Below are 20,269 nucleotides of genomic sequence, written 5' to 3' on the forward strand. Positions count from 1 at the left end.
GCCCATCATGAGAAAACTGCTGACCTTGGCAGCACTTGCCCTCGTGGCCGGGTGCGCCACACCGAACGACACGTCGTCCTCTCTTTCCCTGACAGCGACCGGTTTTGACGCCCTTGCGGGGTGGGAACGGGAGGATTTTTCCTCTCTAATGCCTGTCTTTCGTCAGAACTGTCATCGGCTGGCACAGCTTCCGCCGGAAACGCCTCTGGGGGGCGCGGAGACGCTACCATACGGTCGGGAAGCAGGGGACTGGTCTGCGGCGTGCGCGGCGCTTGAGACGACAACAGATACCCGCACTTACCTCCAGACGTGGTTCCAGCCTTATACTGTAGATGCCAAGGCGTCCTACACAGGCTACTTCGAGCCACAGATCGAAGCGTCTTTGACGCGTGGTGGCCCGTATCAGACGCCGGTTTATGGGCGGCCGAAGGATCTAGTGCGGACCAAAGCCACCAATGGCCAGATGGTCACGGGGCGTTGGGAGAACGGTCAGTTCAAGCCCTACTATGATCGTGCGCAGATTGATGGCGGAGTGCTGAACGGGCAGGGGCTGGAAATCGCGTGGCTGAAAAGCCCCGTGGATTTGTTCTTCCTGCAAATTCAAGGATCGGGGCGGCTTATTTTGCCGGATGGTTCCCAGATCCGGATGGGCTACGATGGCAAGAACGGCCAGCCTTATGTGCCACTCGGACGTGTTCTGGTTCAGGACAATGAACTGGCATCGTCCGCCGTCAGTATGGATAGCATCAAAGCTTGGCTGGAAACGCATCCGGACCGCATGATGGCGACGATGGAACGTAATCCGAATTACGTCTTTTTCCGTCGGGATGATGGCAGTCTTGCGCAGGGTGCGACGGGGGCTTTTGGTGTGCCGCTGACGGCCGGGCGGTCGGTAGCTATTGATCGGTCCATGATTCCGTTCGCGACCCCGCTTTGGGTTGAGACGAAGCTGCCTGATGCCAAAGGCCAGCCTGCACCATGGCAGCATCTGGTTTTTGCGCAGGATATTGGGACGGACATCAAGGGGGCGGGACGAGCTGACCTGTTTACCGGTTGGGGCGCTTTTGCCCAGTACGTGGCTGGCAATCTGCATGAAGGGGGCAGGATGGTGATCCTGCTGCCGCGTCCTCCTGCGGATTCTTCCGCTCCATGATCCGAAGTCGTCGGGAAACGCTCGGCGCCCATACGATGATCCGAGGAGACTGCACGACCGTTCTGCGGCGTATGCCGTCGCAGAGCGTCGATATTGTCGTCACGTCCCCGCCGTATAATCTGGGTATCGAATACCGCACCTATCAGGATCAGTTGCCTGAAGACGCGTATCTGGACTGGATGGAAGACGTCTGTGCCAGCGTGAAGCGGATCATGAAGGATGATGGATCGTTCTTCCTGAATATCGCGGGCTCGTCGTCTCAGCCCTGGCTGCCGTTCGAATTGATGTCCCGGCTGCGTAAGCTGTTCGTGCTCCAGAACCATATCACCTGGATCAAGTCGATCTCGGTGGGCGAAATTACATATGGGCATTTCAAGCCTTTGAATTCGCCTCGCTTCGTGAACCGTAACCATGAGCATATCTTTCATCTGACCAAGAAGGGTGATGTGAAAGTGGCCCGGCTGGATGCTGGTGTTCCGTTTACGGACAAAAGCAATATTTCACGCCGGCAGCACGAAATGGACAGGCGCTGTCGAGGGGATACGTGGTTCATTCCCTATGAAACGGTTCGGAGTCGCAAAGAAAAATTCAGCCATCCGGGCACGTTTCCCATCGCGTTGCCGGAAGCCTGTATCCGCCTGCATGGCGTGAAGCCGGGCGGGGTATTGCTTGACCCGTTTATGGGCGTTGGAACCAGTCTGATTGCGGCAGAACGTAAAGGCTTGTCGGGTATCGGCGTCGAGAAAGATACGCGTTACGTCAACATTGCGCGCAAGCGTCTGCGGGCAGCGATCGGCACGCCGGAGGAAGACTGGGAGGACGAATGATCGGTCAGGCCTGTAGGTCTGACAGGATCAATCGTTTTGACTTCTTGTGTTACAATCTCCAAACCTCACATTCTCGTGACAGTGAGGAGATTTGCGGTGCGTCGCAGCACAATTACCAAAGGAATTGCCGGTCTGGTGGCACTGGGCGTCGTCGCCTGGGGCGGTACAGTCACCTATCTTGAGCATTTCGATCATGCTGGCGCGCCAAAGCTTCCTGCCAGCAGCCCCACCCGTCATGACCCTGTAGCCATGACGGCGTTTGCAGCTTTTCAGGAAGTGCGTTGTGACTACTGTCACACGCGCAACGCCGATCTTCCATTCTACTTCAAGCTGCCGCTGGCCAATCAGATCATGAACCGCGATCTGGAGCAGGGGCAGAGGCATTTCGAATTTGCGCCGATCATCGAAGCGTTCCAGCAGGGCAAGCCGCCTTCCGTGGAGCAGCTTTCGCGTATCGAAGAAGTCATCGTGCAGAACCGGATGCCACCGGCCGCCTATCTCACGATGCATCCTCATGCTCATCTGAACGAGAAGCAGCGCGCCGATATTCTGAAGTGGGTACGTGACCAGCGCGAGCGCTATTACGCCAGTACGGATGTTGCGCCGCAGTTCCGTGGTGAAGTTATCCAGCCGATCCCGGAAACAATTGCCGTGGACTGGAAGAAGGCTGAGCTGGGCCGCGCGCTGTTCTTTGACAAGCAGCTTTCCGGCAATGGTCAGCTCAATTGTGCAAGCTGCCACGGTCTGGACAAGGGCGGCGTGGACAACCAGACGACCGCAACAGGCATCAACGGCCAGACTGGCCCGATCAATGTACCGACGGTTTACAACTCCGTCTTCAATATCGGACAGTTCTGGAATGGTCGTGCCAAGGATCTGGCGGAGCAGGCTGCTGGCCCTGTCATGAACCCGCTGGAAATGGGTTCGCATGACTGGCCAGCCGTGGCGGATCGGGTGCGGGCAGAGCCAGGTTACACGGACCAGTTCACAGCGGTTTACGGATCTGATGATGTTACCAAAAACACTGTCACCGATGCGATTGCCGAGTACGAAAAGACGCTGATTACGCCGGACAGCCGCTTTGACCTGTATCTGAAGGGCAAAGCAGACGCGATTACCGCGCAGGAAAAGCGCGGCTATGAGCGCTTCAAGGCGATTGGCTGCTCAGGTTGCCATAGTGGTGTTGCCGTGGGTGGCGATGCGTACGAAATTCTTGGTCTGGAAGGGCCATATTTCGAAGACCGTCACAGCAAGCTGACGGCCGCGGATGATGGACGTTTCGCGTTCACAAACAGCGAGTCTGACCGCGAGCGCTTTAAGGTGCCGAACCTGCGAAATGTTGAGCTGACCGGTCCGTGGTTCCATGACGGATCTGCCAAGACACTGGACGCTGCTGTCCGTGCCATGGCCCGTTATGAGACGCCGGATCATGATATTACGGATCAGGATGTCTCAGACATTGTGGCGTTCCTGAAGACCCTGACGGGCAAGTATCAGGGCATTCCGCTCAAGGATGTTCCGGCTGATGCTCCATTGCGGGCAGCGCAGGCTAACTGATTGCGGAATTGAATGATGAAACGGCCTCGGAGTGATTCGGGGCCGTTTCTGATTCTGACTTAGTCTTCGTTCAGTTTATGATCTGCCGCCCGGTCAATTTCATCCCGCTCTTCCGGTGTCAGCAGTCCACGTTCCAGCTCCTGCGTGGCACGGGCTTTCGCATTACGGGCCCTGGCCTTTGTATCGACGGGATAGGCCCGTTTTTCAGGAAGGCCGAATTCACTGTCGGGAAGGTTGTCCCGTTCGTCTTTTGTGAGTTTGCTCATGCTCTTTCTCCTTGAGGCAAGGTAGTGAGATGCGGTGCGCAGGGTCGCTGTTTCTGTGGGGCGGTCTGGCTCTGAAACAGGTTGGTGTTTATCGGTATGAAATCAAATGACAGCAAACAGAAAAGACCTGTAAGGGCCATTGGTCCAGCACAGATCAGTGAGCTGAGCTGAAAATTGCTGTGATCAGTCAGCGAAAGCCTAGTTTCAGATCCAAGATGAAGTCGCGTAGTAAGCAACAGTCCATGAGATAATGGGGCTGTCCAGTAGGGTAAGGCCGGAGCATTGATTGCCCGAGATCCCGGCCCCGAGCGCTGCGCTGCAGGACATGCTCATTCCCATACCTTTTTATTATGACTGTCGTGGAGAATGATTATCGAGCAGGGCAAGGGAAGGAAAAGATTTCTTTCCCATTGTTCGATGGGCATGGAAACAGTTACACGCGTTGCAGATTTTGTGTCGACGGTGCACTCAGAATGCAACGGGTAAGGAATTTCTGTGGCGAAGCGGGTTTTGAGGGAGGAGGAGGCAGCCTTGTGGCGCATGGTCGTGCGCGACATTGAGCCTCTGCATCCGGATCGCCCGAAATCCAGACCTGCGCCTGTTGTTGTGAGTCCGACGGCGAGTACACCAGAAAAGAAAGAAAAGCTCACGGTTGTCAGTGCGCCATCAAACAGTGAGCTTTCATTCAAGGCTATGCTGTCGCGCCCGGTCATCAGACGCCCCAAACTACAGGATCTCAGGATTGGTGTCCGGTCTCCGGGCCTGGATGATACCAGTTGGAAGCGCCTCTCTCGTGGGGATCTGAAGGTTGATGCCAAGCTGGATCTGCACGGATATATCGTTCAGGACGCGTTTGAGCGCCTGATTGAGTTCATGCATCGAGCCAAATCCCGGAACTGGCGATGTGTCGAAGTCGTCACGGGGCTGGGGAGTGGTGCCACGAGCGGTCTTATCCGTCGTGAACTGCCGCTTTGGCTCCAGAGATCAGACATTCGACCCATGGTTCTGGCGGTGGTTCACCCACATTCTGCCAATCATGGGTCTGTCCGGATTTTATTACGGACGAAACGACGCTGACCCCTCAGATCGGACGTGTTTCCTGCCCGATCCGCCAACGTGGGGTGTTCATGGCAATCCAGCGCCTGAGGGCAAGAATTGCCCCGATGTCCGGCGTGGCACGGGACAGGAATGGGGCGGCGTTGTCACCGGCAGCCAGCATGAAATGGTGTTTCTCTGCCCAGTGACGGACTGTTGGATCAACGGCTGCATCCCAGCAGGCTTTCTGCCAGCTTTTCACCAGATCGGGGGGCGTTAGCATGGGAAGTGCAACGGTAAGCGCCGTGTAGGTGCTGGCTGAAACAGCCTGCCAGGCCCGGTAGAGCGCGCCTTCAGGCGGTCGATGACGGGCCTGCTGGTAGGCTTCCAGAAAATTTGGAATGCTATCGGCGCTGGTGTCCGACAAATCACCCGTGTGATAGAGCGGCACTGTGTCTGGCGGAAGCTTTGCGAGAATATCTTCAACCGGGACGCCCAACGTATAAGGAAGAAGCTGAACGGCATCGACCTGATTATTGGCCAATGCGTCGAGAGCGTCTTCCGTTCGGGCAAAGCCAGACACGGGAATAGGGCGCAGTCCCAGAAGGGTCAGCCCCAGTAGCGCATCCAGTTCTGTTCCCGTCGGGCGGGAGACGGCAAGGCGTACAGGATGATCGTGGAAAAAGCCCTTGAGACGGCTTCGAAGGGTCTTGTGCAGCTCTGCTCTGGCGATGACTACGGTTGTCGTGTGGGCCGTGAGCAGGGGCGTCCATCTGGCGAAGTCATAATGAACGCGGGGGTCTCCGGTGAGGGAGGCCAGCAATACGCTGCCGGGAGCAATCAGGGCCGTACTTCCGTCCGGGGCGCTGTTGGCATCGAAAAGGTTTGCTGCGCGTACGCCATCCTGGCCGATATCGGGCGTAATTTCGAGTGGCGCATCCAGGCCCAGTGTGCGGGAAATGACGCCCGCCGCCAGTTCTCCGAATTGTCCCTGAATGGATGTCATGGTGCCACCAAGGAGGAGGTGGGCATCAGGAATATCAGCCGCCTTCGCAGATAGTGCGGGAATGGCGCTTCCGGCACCGAGCAGGGCCAGCCCTTTCAGGCAGCCACGGCGCGTTGTGGAAGGAGACGTCACGGCCAGCGGACTTCCGGCGGCATGCTCATAAGGATCGCTTCCGTATTGCCGCCAGTTTTCAGGCCAAACAGCGTTCCGCGATCGTGGAGCAGATTGAATTCGACGTAGCGGCCACGACGGATGAGCTGGGCTTCACGGTCAGATTCGGTCCAGGGATTGAACATCCGGCGGCGAACCACGGCAGGATAGGCATCATGGAAGGCCATGCCGACGTCTTTCGTGAAGGCAAAGTCGCCTTCCAGGCTGCCGGTCGAGAACTGATCGTAGAAGATGCCGCCCAGACCGCGGGGTTCGTCGCGATGATGCAAATGGAAGTACCGGTCACACCATTCCTTGAAGCGCGGATAGTGTTCGGGATCATGCTTGTTGCAGGCTGCTTCGAACATCTTGTGGAAGTAGTCCGCGTCACTTCGGGCTTCGGCACTATCGGGGAACATTGGCGTAATGTCGCCACCGCCGCCGAACCAGCCCTTGGTCGTGATGATCATGCGCGTATTGAAATGCGCGGCACTGACATGCGGATTGCAGGGATGCGCGACGAGAGAAACGCCTGTCGCAAAGAAGCGTGGGTCTTCGGATGCGCCGGGAATATTCTTGCGAAACTCGGGGGAGAACTCGCCCCAGACTGTGGAGACGTTAACGCCCACCTTCTCGAAGACGCGGCCGCGCATGACCGACATAACGCCACCGCCGCCTTCTGGCCTGCTCCATGCGGTACGGGTGAAGCGGCCAGCTTCCTTGCGGTCTCGCAGAACCTGCGAACCTCCCTCGACAGCTTCATCTTCAAGCTGCTCGTAGGACGCGCAGATCCGGTCCCGGAGAGATTCAAACCAGGCCTTCGCCTCACGCTTCAGCGTATCATGAGGCACATCCGGGCGAACGAGTTCAGCAAAATCGGGGCTGATCTGGTCCATTTTTCTCTCCCCTACCATCCTGGGTACAAAATCGCGTTACGCGGAATGTCCTAGCAAATCGCACTTGATACGAACAGTTGGCTGGTTGCATGTCTGCTGCGGCTCTGTGGCGCGATGATGGCAGAGAGTGTCTTGCCGCTTCGTAAATATGAAACCGTTTTTTGCACCGGGCTGAACAGCAGAGGCTTGCGTCTGGCTTCTGTCTCGTGTTCCTGAACGGTCCTCAAACATGTTCATCAGGGGCGGATGGAACACCCATGTCTTCGGAAACAGAAATTCAGCCGGTTATCGGCGTTATCGGCGGCTCCGGCCTGTATGACATTGACGGCTTGGAAAACAAGGAATGGCGTCGGGTTGAGACGCCTTGGGGCGAGACGTCGGACGAACTGCTTTTCGGAACGTTCGAAGGCGTAAAATGCGTCTTCCTGCCGCGTCATGGTCGTGGGCATCCAATCCCGCCGTCACGCCTCAACTTCCGTGCAAATATTGACGCTCTGAAGCGCTCGGGCGTGACGGATATTCTCTCGCTCTCAGCGGTGGGCTCTTTGAAAGAAGAACTACCACCAGGCCGTTTCGTGCTCGTCGATCAGTTTATTGATCGCAGCTTTGCGCGCGAAAAGAGCTTCTTTGAGACGGGATGTGTGGCGCATGTCGGCATGGCTGATCCAGTATCAGGCCGTTTGCTGGATGTGCTGGAAGCGGAGTCCCGCAAGCTTGATATTCCGGTGACGCGTGGCGGAACCTATATCGTCATGGAAGGCCCGCAGTTCTCAACGCGTGCCGAGAGTGAACTCTATCGGTCATGGGGATGCTCAGTCGTTGGCATGACCAACATGCCGGAAGCGAAACTCGCCCGTGAAGCGGAGATGACCTATGCAACGGTTGCCATGGTCACGGATTATGACTGCTGGCACACCGAACATGACAGTGTCACGGTTGAGGCTGTCGTGAAGGTTATGAAGGGGAATGCGGATAATGCCCGCCGTCTCGTGAAAGCTGTGATCCCGGTTCTGGGGCAGAAGCGCCCACTGGATCTGTCTGCGGAGCGTGCGCTCGACTTTGCGATCATCACCGCACCTGAAAAGCGCGATCCGGCACTTGTTGCCAAGCTTGATGCCGTTGCAGGTCGTGTTCTGAACAAGGCCTGATGCATTTGCCGCCCGTGTAAACGGCGGGCGGCAATAGGGAAGGGCAATCAGGGCCCTTCCTGTTTCTCATCGATCTGGGCGTAACCCGGCTGGCCGGCATCGGTGCTTGGATCATCCATCAGTTCGCGCTCTTCCTTCCGGTCTGCGACAGGGAAGTGGCGCTGATCGCCCTGATCCGTGCTGCGCTCGGGGAATTCTCCAAGATTTTCCTGAAGACGCGGATCTTCGATCTGAACATCTGCCAGTTCTGGTGGCGGGAGATCCTCAACGGGGATACCTTCGGGAACGCCCTTGATGGAGATCAGGTCAGTTGCCTTTTCGATGTATGATTCCGGGCCACCGTCCGGCTTTCCATCGGCTTCCCACAGCAGTTTGGCCTCGCGACGGATAGCTGCGTCACGTTTCGGGTCGGCTTCAAGGGGATTATTGCTCATGATCAGAATTCCTGAAGGGTTGGACGCAGGACAATCTCGTTGATGTCCACGTCGTCAGGTTGGGAAATGGCAAAGGCAATGGCCCGTGCTACGGACTCTGCCGGGATGGCCATTTTGTAAAATTCTTCGACTGTTTTGCGGCTTTCGCTGTCACCGCTACCTGCTTTGAGTTCGCTCTCCACCGCGCCGGGTTCAATGGATGTGACGCGGAAAGCGTTGCCTGCTTCCTGCCGCAGGCCATCACTAATCGCGCGAACAGCGAATTTCGTTCCTGAATAGACGCTACCACCAGGCGCAAAAACCTTGATCCCCGCGACGGAGGACAGGTTGATGACGTGCCCGGAACGCTGACGCTCGAAGATGGGGAGTGCCGCAGCGATACCGTAAAGGACGCCTTTAATGTTGATGTCGATCATCCGGTCCCACTCATCGACCATCAGTCTCTTCATGGGAGCGATCGCCATCAGGCCCGCGTTGTTGATCAGTACATCAAGGCGTCCAAAGTCGCGCTCGACAGCTTCAACAACCTGAGACACTTGCAGTCGGTTTGTGACGTCAAGCGTATAGGCGCGAGCAGTCTGGCCCAGTGCTTCAAGTTCCGAGACGATTTCGTCCAGCCGCTCCCGGCGTCGGGCTGCAATAGCGACGTAGGCGCCCCGGGCGGCCAGGTAACGCGCGGTTGCCTCACCAAGGCCGCTACTGCCGCCTGTGATGAGGACGATTTTTCCTGCAATGCCTTCCATGATTGGCCTCATGCTCTCTTGAGGTGATGTTTCAGGAATGCCGTTGTACGGCTCCAGGCGAGGTCACGAGCATCTTGATTGAAGCTGGATCGTTCAGGGCAACCAAACCCGTGGCCGGCCTGATCGTAGAGGAAGACTTCGACTTCAGGGCGTGCTGCGCGGATCTTCTGGACATCGGCTGGTGGGATTGATGCATCTTCACCACCGAAGTGAAGCTGTGTCGGGCAGTGGGGCGCTGTATCGGAGTGATTGGCAATGCCGCCGCCATACCAGCCGACGGCCGCATTGAAATGATGTGTCCGTGTTGCCGCCAGCCAGGCGATGAGTCCGCCCCAGCAGAAGCCCAGAACCCCTACGGGCCGCTGATCGTCATTTTCGCGAAGCTTTTTGGCGCAGGCTGCGAGGTCCTGCTGGATCAGGTCCGGTGAAATTCCGCTGCGGAACTCCAGACCTTCCTTCAGACCTGCTTCGTTATAGGCCAGGACCGTGTGTGGCTTGACCCGATCGAAAAGAGCCGGGGCGAGGACATGAAAGCCTTGTTGCGCCAGTTCCGAGCAGACCTCCCGGATATGTCCCGTCAGGCCAAAGATTTCCTGTACGACAACGATCGAACGCGGGGACTCGGGGGAGCCAGTTTCCCATGCTTCGAATTCGTGACCATCTTCCGCCTTGAGGCGGATCATGTGGCCCGCGGTCTTCTCTTGGGAATGCTTGTGGTCCATTGATTTCTGTCCAGTCTCTGTAACGCCGGAAAGGCAGGTGCCATGAGCGACGTCATCAATCTCCGTCGGGAACGCAAACGCCGCAAGTCTGTGGAGGATGCGAAGGACGCTGAAACTAATCGTCGTCTATTCGGGCGGACGAAGGGGCAAAAAATGGCAGATTCCTTCGAGAAACAGCGTCTCAAAACCCTTCTGGATGGCAAGAAAATTTTTTCCCTGAAAGACGATGGTTCTTGACGAAAACGGTCGTTGGGACTACCTCTCTTGGCACTCTCGATACGGGAGTGCTAACTGCGCTGCAGTCATTGAGCGCGTAACCCGGCCGCGTCGCTTTTGAGAAGGGCACGGCCTAAAATGGAGCGATCCATGACGACTTTTCGTCCCCTGCATGACCGCGTTGTGGTCCGCCGCCTGACCGGTGAAGAGAAGACCGCTGGCGGCATCATCATCCCTGACACCGCCAAGGACAAGCCGACCGAAGGCGAAGTCGTTTCCGTAGGCCCAGGCGCCCGGAACGAGCAGGGCCAGATCGTGGCTCTCGACGTCAAGGCTGGTGACAAGGTGCTGTTCGGCAAGTGGTCCGGCACCGAGGTGAAGATCGACGGCGAAGAGCTGCTGATCATGAAAGAGAGCGACATCATGGGTGTGATCGGCTGAACAGCCGTCCCCGTTTCCTCTCATTAAAAGACCTCAACAGGAGATAAGAACATGGCTGCCAAGGACGTAAAGTTTGGTGCCGATGCCCGCGACCGTATGCTGCGTGGCGTTGATATTCTTGCAAATGCCGTCAAGGTAACGCTGGGCCCGAAGGGTCGTAACGTTGTTCTCGACAAGAGCTTCGGCGCACCGCGCATCACCAAGGACGGTGTCTCTGTCGCCAAGGAAATCGAACTGGCTGACAAGTTCGAGAACATGGGCGCTCAGATGGTGCGCGAAGTCGCATCCAAGACGAACGACCTCGCTGGTGACGGCACGACGACCTCCACGGTTCTCGCACAGGCTATCATTCGTGAAGGTGCCAAGGCTGTTGCCGCTGGCATGAACCCGATGGATCTGAAGCGCGGCATCGACAAGGCTGTTGGCGTTGTTGTTGAAGAGCTGAAGAAGAACAGCAAGAAGATGACCTCCCCGGAGGAAATCGCTCAGGTCGGTACGATCTCTTCCAACGGTGAGCGCGAAATCGGTGAGATGATCTCCTCTGCAATGCAGAAGGTCGGCTCCGAGGGCGTCATCACGGTTGAAGAAGCCAAGGGTCTGCACACGGAACTCGACGTCGTCGAGGGCATGCAGTTCGATCGCGGCTACATCTCCCCGTACTTCGTGACGAACCCGGAAAAGATGACGGCCGATCTCGATGCGCCGTACATCCTGATTCATGAAAAGAAGCTGTCTTCGCTTCAGCCGATGCTGCCGCTTCTTGAAAGCGTTGTTCAGTCCGGTCGTCCGCTGATGATCATCGCTGAAGACGTAGATGGCGAAGCCCTTGCCACGCTGGTTGTGAACAAGCTGCGTGGTGGTCTGAAGATCGCTGCCGTCAAGGCTCCGGGCTTCGGTGATCGCCGCAAGGCCATGCTGGAAGACATCGCGATCCTGACGGGTGGCCAGGTCATTTCCGAAGACATCGGGATCAAGCTGGAATCCGTTACCCTCGACATGCTGGGCCGCGCCAAGAAGGTTCACATCGAGAAGGAAAACACCACGATCGTTGAAGGCGCTGGTAACAGCGACGACATCAAGGGTCGTTGCAACCAGATCCGTGCGCAGGTCGAAGAGACGACGTCGGACTACGACCGTGAGAAGCTCCAGGAGCGTCTGGCCAAGCTGGCTGGTGGCGTTGCCGTCATCCGCGTCGGTGGCAGCACCGAGGTTGAGGTGAAGGAGCGCAAGGATCGCGTTGACGATGCGCTGCACGCAACCCGCGCTGCTGTTGAAGAAGGCATCGTTCCGGGTGGTGGTACGGCTCTGGCCCGCGCTTCTGTTGCTCTGAAGGGGCTGACCTTCGACAATGATGATCAGCGCATCGGTGGCGAGATCGTTCGCAAGGCTCTCCAGACACCACTGCGTCAGATCGCTGAGAACGCTGGTGAAGACGGCGCCGTGATCGCTGGCAAGGTGCTCGAGAACGACACCTACAACTTCGGTTTCGATGCTCAGAATGCTGAGTACAAGGACCTTGTTGCCGCTGGCATCATCGACCCGACGAAGGTTGTGCGTACGGCTCTGCAGGATGCCGCTTCGGTTGGTGGTCTGCTGATCACGACGGAAGCCATGGTTGCCGAGCGCCCAGAGAAGAAGGCTCCGGCCGCTCCGGGTGGAATGGGCGGCATGGGTGACATGGATTTCTGATCCGGTCGCACCTGATTTCCGGCTCGTTTCAGAGCCGGAAATTGTGTCGAAAGATTGCAAAAAAGGCCGTTCCACGCAGGTGGAGCGGCCTTTTTTTGATATGTGCAAGATGCATATGTGACCCTTATGCAACGCCTGTCACACAACTATCATGTAACGACCGTAACCACGGTAACTTGGGGTGACATGATCGTAACGATCCGTCTAAAGGACTCCACCGCCTTTAGAAGGATTTCGTTTCACTATGATCGTATCGCGTCGCAATACGTTACTTTGCGCATCGGTGCTGGGGATGGGGGCGCTCTCTAGCGTTGCTCATGCTGCAACCGAAAGCACTCACACGTCCTCACATGTGCGCCACAAGACTGTGACTCATGGTCCGGTGCGTTCTGCTGCGACGCCTGCAACAACAGCTCCGGTCTCGGTGGCTCGTCCGGTCGCAGCTCCGCAGTTTTCTGCACCTGTAGCGGTCAACCGGTCCCATGCTGTTCGTTCCATTGATTCTGGAACACAGGAAAGCGTGGTTGTTACGGGGTCTGCTCTGAGCACGTCCAATAACCAGAACGCCAACCCCGTTCAGGTTATTACGAGCAAGCAGATCGAACAGACCGGCGCCAACACGCTCGGTGACTACCTGCAGCGTCTGCCGTCTGTTGGCTCTTCGGGCACGACAAACAGCCAGACCAACGGTACGGCTGGTGTTTCTTGTATCGACCTTCGTAATCTTGGTCAGAAGCGTGTTCTCGTCCTGATCGACGGCAAGCGTGCAGCCATGGATGGCTCCGCCAGCTGTTTCGACATGAATACCATTAACGTTCACCAGGTGGCGAGCGTTGAAATCCTCAAGGATGGTGGCTCCGAGCTTTATGGTGCGGATGCTGTTTCCGGTGTCATCAACATCAAGCTCAAGCACAATCTGGATGACGCGAACCTGACGGTTCGTGGTGGCATCACTGATCGTGGAGACGGCCAGTCCGGCATGATTTCCGGCTACAAGGGCTGGAACTTCGATCATGGTAAGGGCAACGTCACGATCTCCGGCTCTTACATGACCCAGAGCGGGATCCGTCAGAACAGCCGTGACTGGGCCAATCCGGTTGTGTCTGGTCTGATTGCACCGGGTGCTTCGCCGACTTATGGATCGTCCATCCCGACGGCTGGTCGTTTCATCACTGATACCGCGGACAATGTTCCCAATGGTGATGGTACGTTCCACGATTTCAGCAAGAAAGATCGCTACAACTACGGTAACGATCAGAACCTGACGAACTCCCTGCAGGACGCCACGCTGTCGTTCGATGCACATTACGATGTGAACAGTCACTTCACGCCGTATGGCAATTTCCTGTATTCGCATCGCAACTCGAACACGCAGATGGCGCCGATTCCGGTGTCAGGTAGCATTTACCCGTCCACTTTGCCGGTAGCCATCACCATTCCGGGTAGCGCGCCGTACAATACGCTTGGCGAAGATGCCACGATGTACAAGCGTATGGGCGAATGGGGTGATCGCGTCAGCCAGACTGCGACCGACACATACACGGCAAAGATTGGCGCTTCGGGCGACATCACCCACGGCTGGAAATACGATCTGTCATACACCTATGGGTGGAACCAGGTCATGTCCCAGACCTCTGGCGTTGGTAATTATTCCAAGCTGCTTCAGAGTTATGGTCTGTCCGCTGAAGAGCCGGGCAATCCTGACAGTGCGCTGATTTACAACCCGTCGATCTGCAACGCAGCAGCTGGTTGCACACTTTCCAACCCTTTCAACAAGCTCTCTCCGCAGGCAGCTGAGTACTCGAATTACACCTCGCACGATCACTACTACTACCAGCTGCGTGATCTAAACCTGCGTATCAACAACAACCATGTTGCCCACATGCCGTGGAAGAACGGTGGCGATCTGGGTATCGCGCTCGGTATGGAGCATCGCGGTGAGCAGCTTGCCTACCATCCGGATGCCCTGGTGGAATCCGGCCAGACGCTGACGAACTCCGCTTCCTACACGGGCGGTGGATTCAATGTCACGGAAGGTTACCTCGAAGGTAAGGCGACGCTGCTGCATAATGCGTTCCTCGCCAAGGATCTGACCGTGGACGCGCAGGGCCGTTACTCGTCCTACAACACGTTCGGTAGCACCAAGAACTGGAAGGCCTCCATCAACTGGGCGCCTGTTCAGGACATCCGCTTCCGTGCGACGCTCGGCACGTCCTATCGTCAGCCGAACGTTTATGAGCTGTATGGTGGGCAGTCTCTCGGCTATGCGTCTGCGACTGACCCGTGTGACAGCGGCCAGGTTGGGACTTATGGCAGTCTGACGCCAATCGTTGCAGCAAACTGCGCAAAGCAGGGAATTAACAGCAGCAACTTCGTATCCGCGTCTTCCAGTCAGGTTCCGACCCTGTTTGGTGGCAATTCCAAGCTGAAGCCTGAAACTGGCCGTACCTACACGTTTGGTACGACGGTCACGCCGCGTTGGATTCCGGGTCTCTCGGCTTCCGTGGAATACTGGCACTACACGCTCAAGAACATGATCTCGTACCTGAGCAGCCAGTACATCATGAATCAGTGCTACACGGGTGCAACCACGTCGTACTGCAATGACATTACCCGCGTCAGCAGCACGAACCAGCTGAACTCCGTAACGGCTCTGTATGGCAACATCGGTGGCCTCAAGACGAGCGGCATCGACTTCGACCTCGATTACCGTATCCGTGTCACGGCTCATGACGTTTTCACAGTATCCAATAACTTCCAGCAGCTCGTGAGCTATCTTCAGCAGAACGAAATCGGTGGGAAGTGGTACAATTATGCAGGTCGCATGTTCTACCAAAACGGTACTGGCAACCCGCGCGTTCGCGATTATGCGACCGTAGGTTGGCAGCATGGTGCAATCGGCGTCACCTATATGATGAGCTATATGGGTGGTATGCGTTGGAACGACACGGAAACCGACGTTACCCGTTCAGCTTCGGGTCGCACCAAGACGCCTGGGATCTTCTCTCATGATGTCACGGTGACTTATCGTTGGAAAAAGTGGAACTTCGAAGCTGGTGTGAACAACCTGCTCGACAAGAAGCCTCCTTTTGTTGCTGGTGGTACAGACAACAGTGCGGCTGCCCTCTATGGCAACCTTTACATGGGACGTAACGTCTTCCTGCAGGCAGGCGTGAACTTCTGATCTTCGCGTTGTCCGAAGACACGAAAAAGGCGGTGGAAATTCCACCGCCTTTTTTTATGCTCTGATCGATCTTAGGTTTCCGAGGAAACCGGGGAAGGAGAGCTCAAAAATTCCTCAATATCCTTCAAGGTCTCGGCAAGGCTGAGGCGTCGGACTTCTACCCCCTCGGGAAAAGCCGAGAGGAGGCGGGAGGGCATGCGGCGATCCAGCATGACGAAAACGCCTCTGTCGTCTCCTCGGCGGATAAGGCGCCCGAAAGCCTGCCTCAGACGCATTCTGGTGATGCGATCGTCATAGTCGCTGGGGCGGCCCTCGGAGAGGAGGCGCCGGCGTTCCCGATGTAAAATGTCGGGGCGAGGCCAGGGCGTTTTTTCAAACACCACCATTCGGAGGGCCTCTCCCGGCACGTCCACGCCATCGCGCATCGCGTCTGTTCCCAGCAGGCAGCTATGGGTTTCAGTGCGGAACACGTCGACCAAAGTCGCATTGTCCATCGCGTCGACATGCTGCGCGTATACGGGGAAACCCTGCGCTTCCAGTGGCTCGTTAATGCGCCGATGCACTTCGCGCAGTCTGCGGATGGCTGTAAATAGTCCAAGTGCGCCACCTCCCGCAGCCTCGAACAGGGCGCGAAAAGCGTGGGCCAGAGAAGCGATTTCTACAGAGACATCCGTTACCACGTAAGCGCGTGTCTGCTTTGCGTAGTTGAACGGACTCATGAGAGACGCCCGGATCGGCGGCTTCATGAAATGTGTAGCGCCCAAGCGAAGTTCGGCGGCGTGCCAGCTTTCTTCCCCGTCCTCAGGGCCAGTTTGATCACGGAGGGTGGCGGAGGTCAGCAGGAGGCCATGAGCCGGTGTCTGGATGGTAGACGCGAACGGAATGGTCGGGTCCAGCCAGTGCCGATACAATCCGACGTCATGATCTCCCTGGGCAGCACGGGTTTTGGGGAGGCGTTCCGTGCGGATGAAGTCGATATGGACGGGTGTGACCCCATCTTCCGGAGGTGTCTGCAGCGCATCCAACATTCCAACCCATCCTGTAACGCGGCTGATGGCGCGTCGATGAAGCGTCCGGATGAAGGCTTCGATACGCTGGCGCGTTGGGGCTTCCATTTCCGGGTCGTCTTCGACCTGGGCCTCAAGGCGCTTGGTCAGAAGAAGGAGTGGATCTTGGAGGCGACGCAGTGCGCGGGAAAGATCCTCGGCAGTTTTGCGGACGGTATCATTCGTCGGATGAAGATCGCACTCCGTGGAAATATATCCATTTTCACGTTGTGGGTCCTGAGATCTGCGTGCCTTCAACTGCTGATCCAGTGCCTGAAGGAACAGCTCTGAGGGATTGTCGAGTTCTGGTTCTTCGAGCGGAAGAAGGGATGGAACCTCCTCTTCATCAGAGGGAGCGTCGGGACCACTCTTCAGACGGGTGCTCCAGCCGGGAGCTGGCAGGGCACGGGCAGCCTGCAGGACGGCATGAAGTGGGGCATCAATCGAAGGAATGCGTTCGACCAGATCATCCAGTCGCCGCAAGAGGCCTCTTGCACGCGATCGACTGCCTTCAGCGCCTAGAAGCCAGCGTCTGAGTTCAGCAGCTTCGAGGCCGGAGAGAACCGTTGCAAAGGCACTGTCGGCGGCTTCGGGAACATGATGACCTTCGTCAAACACATAGCGCGTGGGAGCAGCATCTTCATCTGGCAGACCTGGAGGGGCCAATGAGGCCCAAGCAGCCTGAGACATGACGAGGGCATGATTGGCGACGACAAGATCGGCCTGTCGCGCCCGGCGGATGCCGTGTTCTACAAAGCAGGCCTGATAATGCGGGCAGGCGGCATGGATGCACTCGCCGCGTCGATCGGCGACGCCGTAAAGCGTGCCCTGTCCGAAAAGTTCTCCGAACCAGCCGGGAAGGTCGCCGCCCATCAGGTCGCCATCCCGGCTGGCCTCAGCCCAGCGTGCCAGGAGGGCCAGAGGCAGCAATGCTGCTGCACCGTCATTTCCACGGGAGGTGGCGGTATTGAGAAGATCCTCCATGTTCAGGAGGCAAAGATAGTTTTCACGGCCTTTGCGGACGACAACCTTTTGTCGAAGTGTGGCCTCGTCGGGATAAAGGCGATGAAGTTCCTGTTCGATCTGCCGCTGAAGATGGCGCGTATAGGTGCTGACCCAGACGGCACCGTCATTCTGTTCGGCCCATAGGCTGGAAGGGGCGATGTATCCCAGCGTTTTACCAGTCCCCGTTCCGGCCTCGGCCAAAACGACGTTGGGCGACCCGAGCGTTTCCCGCGGTTCGAAGGCGGCCGTTGCGACAGAGGCAAAGTCGGCCTGTCCGGGGCGTTCTTCTGCACCTTCACCAAGAATCTGGCGCAGTCTTTCGCGTGCTGCACGGGGAGACACGGGTTGACTGCTGGGAGCGGGGCGGGGAGCTGTTTCCTCCCAACGGGGCAACCGTCTCCAGATGCGGACGGCATCAAAAGGATGCGCACTTCCCGGGTCAGAGGCAGAGCCAATCGCGTCTGCAACTTCGCCACTCCAGATCCAGCCTGCCCGTGTGAGGGGAAGCAGAAGCGCCCGAAGGCGCGCGCCTTCGGGCGTGTCCGCTTTGGCGCGCAATCTGCCGAGAAGATTTTCGCATAGAAGCGGGAGAAGATCAGCCGTTACGTTTTCGGGAGGCGTTAGCCCGAGCGCAATGGCCAGTCCTCGTGGCGTGGGGGCCACGGTTGTCGCTGGAAGAACAAACAGGAACAGGTCCAGAAGGTCGAACCAGGGAACCGGCTGTGACAGGGGTGTGAGGTCCAGCGCCCGGAGGGCCGCCGGCCCGTGCACCAGAAGGGGTGGGGGAAGCTGCGATAATTTTTCCCGTGCGTCTTCGGCTGACAGATCCAGAAGTTCTCCGTCGGGCGTCAGAAGAGACGACAGGCCCCGCCGTGCAATCAGGGCGGGGGCATCAAATGGCGACGGAAAAGAGGGGGTTGGTGGCATTCTGCTTAGTCTAGCGGGAAGGGGGGAAAGGGGCGAGAGCTTTTGGAACAGATCGTGAAAGGGCAGGTCTGGGGCGGTGTTCGTGTTTCACGCAACAGGGATTTGACATATTTCGTAATTCTTTAGGGTGCCCGGAGAAACTTCGTACACTCTCGTATTGCTTGACCCGGGATACGTGTCTGCCTACGTTTTCCAGCAATCATGCACAATTCCAGAACACAAACCTTTCCGTCCCTCGCACCTGATGCGCCGTTGCCAAAAGCATGGCCATTCGAAGAAGCGAAAAAAATCGCCGCGCATGTGGGTGAGCGCGATCCGAAAATCCCGGCCCTGCTTGAAACGGGGTACGGGCCGTCTGGACTGCCGCATATTGGCACGTTCGGCGAAGTCGCACGGACGACCTGGGTCCGTCAGGCTTTTGAGGCACTGACCGGCCGACCGACGCGCCTGTTGGCGTTCTCGGATGATATGGACGCTTTGCGCAAGGTTCCAACGAACGTCCCGCAGCAGGAGATGCTTGCGAAGTATCTTGGCCTGCCGCTGACGCGTATTCCGGACCCTTTTGGCGAGTATGAAAGCTTCGCCGCACATAACAATGCCCGTCTGCGTCAGTTTCTGGACGGCTTCGGCTTTGACTACGAATTTGCTTCCGCGACGGATTATTATACCGGCGGCACATTCGATGCTGCTCTTCGTCGTATGCTTGAAGTCCATGACGAAGTCGTCGCGACCATTATTCCGACGCTTGGTCCTGAGCGTCGTGCAACATATTCCCCGGTTCTGCCAATCCACCCTGAAACAGGGCAGGTGATGCAGGTTCCGATCATCAAGGTTGATCCGGATGCCGGCACCGTCGTCTGGAAGGATGAATCTGGAAAGACGTTCGAAACGTCAGTTCTGGGTGGGCATGCCAAGATGCAGTGGAAGGCCGACTGGGCCATGCGCTGGTATGCTCTGGGTGTCGACTATGAAATGTCTGGCAAGGATCTGATCGACAGTGTGAAGCTGTCCTCGAAGATTTGCCGCATTTTGGGCAAGCAGCCACCTGCCGGACTGACCTATGAGCTGTTTCTTGATGCTCAGGGGCAGAAGATCAGCAAGTCCAAGGGTAATGGTCTGTCTGTTGAGGAATGGCTGCGTTACGGCACGCCGGAAAGCCTTGCGCAGTACATGTTCCAGCAGCCTACGCGCGCCAAGCGTTTGTTCTTCGACGTGATCCCGCGTGCGACGGATGACTATCTGACCCTGGTTCAGAAGGCCGAGACGCAGGAACCGGTAGACCTGATGGCCAATCCGGTCTGGTTCATTCACGGTGGAACGGTGCGTCCGGAAGAGACAAGCCCTGTGTCCTACACGGCTCTTCTTAACCTAGCGAACGTCGCGAATGCGGATAATCCGGAGACTCTCTGGAAGTTCCTGCGCCGGTATGACGAGACGTTATCGCCGGAAACTCATCCGTATGTGGACAAGCTTGTTCGCTGCGCTCTGACCTATTTCCAGGAGCAGGTTTACCCCAACAAAACCTATCGTGATCCATCCGAGACTGAACGCAAGGGGCTTGAGGATCTGGCGACGGAACTGGCAAAACTTCCGGCTCATACCCCACCAGTCGAAGTGCAGGATGTGGTGTTCGAAGTCGGCAAACGCTACTTCGAAAAATCCGAGCTTCGATCCTGGTTTGGGTGCCTGTACGAAGTCCTGCTTGGACAGAGTGAGGGACCTCGTTTTGGGATTTTCGCATCGCTCTTCGGTTTGCCGGAGACAGTTGCCCTTATTCGGGGCGCACTGGCCCGCCCGGCATCCGGGACCCCTCAGGCCTGACGC

At 57.3% G+C, this 20,269-nt stretch carries 17 protein-coding genes; 10 read left to right on the forward strand and 7 right to left on the reverse strand.

The genetic code is table 11. The annotated features are described in order from the left end of the window. The first annotated feature begins 7 nt into the window (after nucleotides 1-7). From mltA to GFR01_RS03125, 3 genes are all read left to right on the forward strand, one after another. The gene (mltA, locus tag GFR01_RS03115) at nucleotides 8-1,153 is read left to right on the forward strand and encodes a murein transglycosylase A (RefSeq protein ID WP_099181227.1); all 1,146 of its coding nucleotides are present in this window, start codon (nucleotides 8-10) and stop codon (nucleotides 1,151-1,153) included. After that, nucleotides 1,150-1,980: a DNA-methyltransferase gene (locus GFR01_RS03120; RefSeq protein WP_062017084.1), complete on the forward strand. Its 831-nt coding sequence runs from the start codon at nucleotides 1,150-1,152 to the stop codon at nucleotides 1,978-1,980. Before mltA ends, GFR01_RS03120 begins: the two co-directional genes overlap by 4 nt. A 96-nt stretch (nucleotides 1,981-2,076) precedes the next feature. Further along, nucleotides 2,077-3,537 (forward strand): cytochrome-c peroxidase, encoded by a 1,461-nt coding sequence (locus GFR01_RS03125; RefSeq protein WP_099181228.1) that lies wholly within the window; start codon nucleotides 2,077-2,079, stop codon nucleotides 3,535-3,537. Between the two features lie 59 nt (nucleotides 3,538-3,596). Here the strand turns inward: GFR01_RS03125 and GFR01_RS03130 are convergent, their stop codons facing one another. After that, on the reverse strand, nucleotides 3,597-3,803 hold the full coding sequence (locus tag GFR01_RS03130) for a hypothetical protein (RefSeq protein WP_063903052.1): 207 nt from the start codon (nucleotides 3,801-3,803) through the stop codon (nucleotides 3,597-3,599). Between the two features lie 540 nt (nucleotides 3,804-4,343). Between GFR01_RS03130 and GFR01_RS03135 the strand changes: the two genes are divergently transcribed. Beyond that, on the forward strand, nucleotides 4,344-4,880 hold the full coding sequence (locus GFR01_RS03135) for a Smr/MutS family protein (RefSeq protein ID WP_244902128.1): 537 nt from the start codon (nucleotides 4,344-4,346) through the stop codon (nucleotides 4,878-4,880). Between the two features lie 4 nt (nucleotides 4,881-4,884). Here the strand turns inward: GFR01_RS03135 and GFR01_RS03140 are convergent, their stop codons facing one another. Then, nucleotides 4,885-5,976 (reverse strand): hypothetical protein, encoded by a 1,092-nt coding sequence (locus tag GFR01_RS03140; RefSeq protein ID WP_099181230.1) that lies wholly within the window; start codon nucleotides 5,974-5,976, stop codon nucleotides 4,885-4,887. After that, nucleotides 5,973-6,890, reverse strand: a complete 918-nt coding sequence (gene hemF / locus GFR01_RS03145; RefSeq protein WP_099181231.1) for an oxygen-dependent coproporphyrinogen oxidase — start codon at nucleotides 6,888-6,890, stop codon at nucleotides 5,973-5,975. The genes GFR01_RS03140 and hemF overlap by 4 nt, the downstream gene beginning before the upstream one ends. 257 nt (nucleotides 6,891-7,147) lie before the next feature. On the opposite strand from hemF, the gene GFR01_RS03150 reads away from it, so the two are divergent. After that, a complete protein-coding gene (locus GFR01_RS03150; RefSeq protein WP_023945265.1) occupies nucleotides 7,148-8,038 on the forward strand; it encodes an S-methyl-5'-thioadenosine phosphorylase in 891 nt (296 codons plus the stop codon). A 47-nt stretch (nucleotides 8,039-8,085) separates the two neighbouring features. Here the strand turns inward: GFR01_RS03150 and GFR01_RS03155 are convergent, their stop codons facing one another. The 3 genes from GFR01_RS03155 to GFR01_RS03165 are packed head-to-tail and all read right to left on the reverse strand — an operon-like array spanning nucleotide 8,086 to nucleotide 9,898. Next, a complete protein-coding gene (locus GFR01_RS03155; protein ID WP_099181232.1) occupies nucleotides 8,086-8,472 on the reverse strand; it encodes a DUF2934 domain-containing protein in 387 nt (128 codons plus the stop codon). Between the two features lie 2 nt (nucleotides 8,473-8,474). Then, on the reverse strand, nucleotides 8,475-9,215 hold the full coding sequence (locus tag GFR01_RS03160) for an SDR family oxidoreductase (RefSeq protein ID WP_063903104.1): 741 nt from the start codon (nucleotides 9,213-9,215) through the stop codon (nucleotides 8,475-8,477). Nucleotides 9,216-9,223: 8 nt separating this feature from the next. Further along, a complete protein-coding gene (locus GFR01_RS03165) occupies nucleotides 9,224-9,898 on the reverse strand; it encodes a dienelactone hydrolase family protein (protein ID WP_167384190.1) in 675 nt (224 codons plus the stop codon). A gap of 81 nt (nucleotides 9,899-9,979) precedes the next feature. Here GFR01_RS03165 and GFR01_RS03170 point away from each other — a divergent pair, with 81 nt between their 5' ends. From GFR01_RS03170 to GFR01_RS03185, 4 genes are all read left to right on the forward strand, one after another. Further along, nucleotides 9,980-10,174: a DUF4169 family protein gene (locus GFR01_RS03170; protein WP_099181234.1), complete on the forward strand. Its 195-nt coding sequence runs from the start codon at nucleotides 9,980-9,982 to the stop codon at nucleotides 10,172-10,174. Between the two features lie 129 nt (nucleotides 10,175-10,303). Beyond that, a complete protein-coding gene (groES, locus tag GFR01_RS03175; RefSeq protein WP_023945273.1) occupies nucleotides 10,304-10,594 on the forward strand; it encodes a co-chaperone GroES in 291 nt (96 codons plus the stop codon). 51 nt (nucleotides 10,595-10,645) lie between these two features. Then, complete coding sequence (groL, locus tag GFR01_RS03180; protein ID WP_063903047.1) at nucleotides 10,646-12,283, forward strand: chaperonin GroEL; 1,638 nt, start codon at nucleotides 10,646-10,648, stop codon at nucleotides 12,281-12,283. A 244-nt stretch (nucleotides 12,284-12,527) separates the two neighbouring features. Continuing rightward, a complete protein-coding gene (locus GFR01_RS03185; protein ID WP_167384191.1) occupies nucleotides 12,528-15,467 on the forward strand; it encodes a TonB-dependent receptor domain-containing protein in 2,940 nt (979 codons plus the stop codon). A 71-nt stretch (nucleotides 15,468-15,538) separates the two neighbouring features. Here the strand turns inward: GFR01_RS03185 and GFR01_RS03190 are convergent, their stop codons facing one another. Further along, nucleotides 15,539-18,445: an ATP-dependent DNA helicase gene (locus GFR01_RS03190; RefSeq protein WP_099181235.1), complete on the reverse strand. Its 2,907-nt coding sequence runs from the start codon at nucleotides 18,443-18,445 to the stop codon at nucleotides 15,539-15,541. Between the two features lie 201 nt (nucleotides 18,446-18,646). On the opposite strand from GFR01_RS03190, the gene GFR01_RS03195 reads away from it, so the two are divergent. After that, on the forward strand, nucleotides 18,647-20,266 hold the full coding sequence (locus GFR01_RS03195) for a lysine--tRNA ligase (RefSeq protein WP_099181236.1): 1,620 nt from the start codon (nucleotides 18,647-18,649) through the stop codon (nucleotides 20,264-20,266). Nucleotides 20,267-20,269 lie beyond the last annotated feature (3 nt).

Origin of the sequence: Gluconobacter frateurii, assembly GCF_002723955.1 — a bacterium.
Lineage (GTDB): Bacteria > Pseudomonadota > Alphaproteobacteria > Acetobacterales > Acetobacteraceae > Gluconobacter > Gluconobacter frateurii.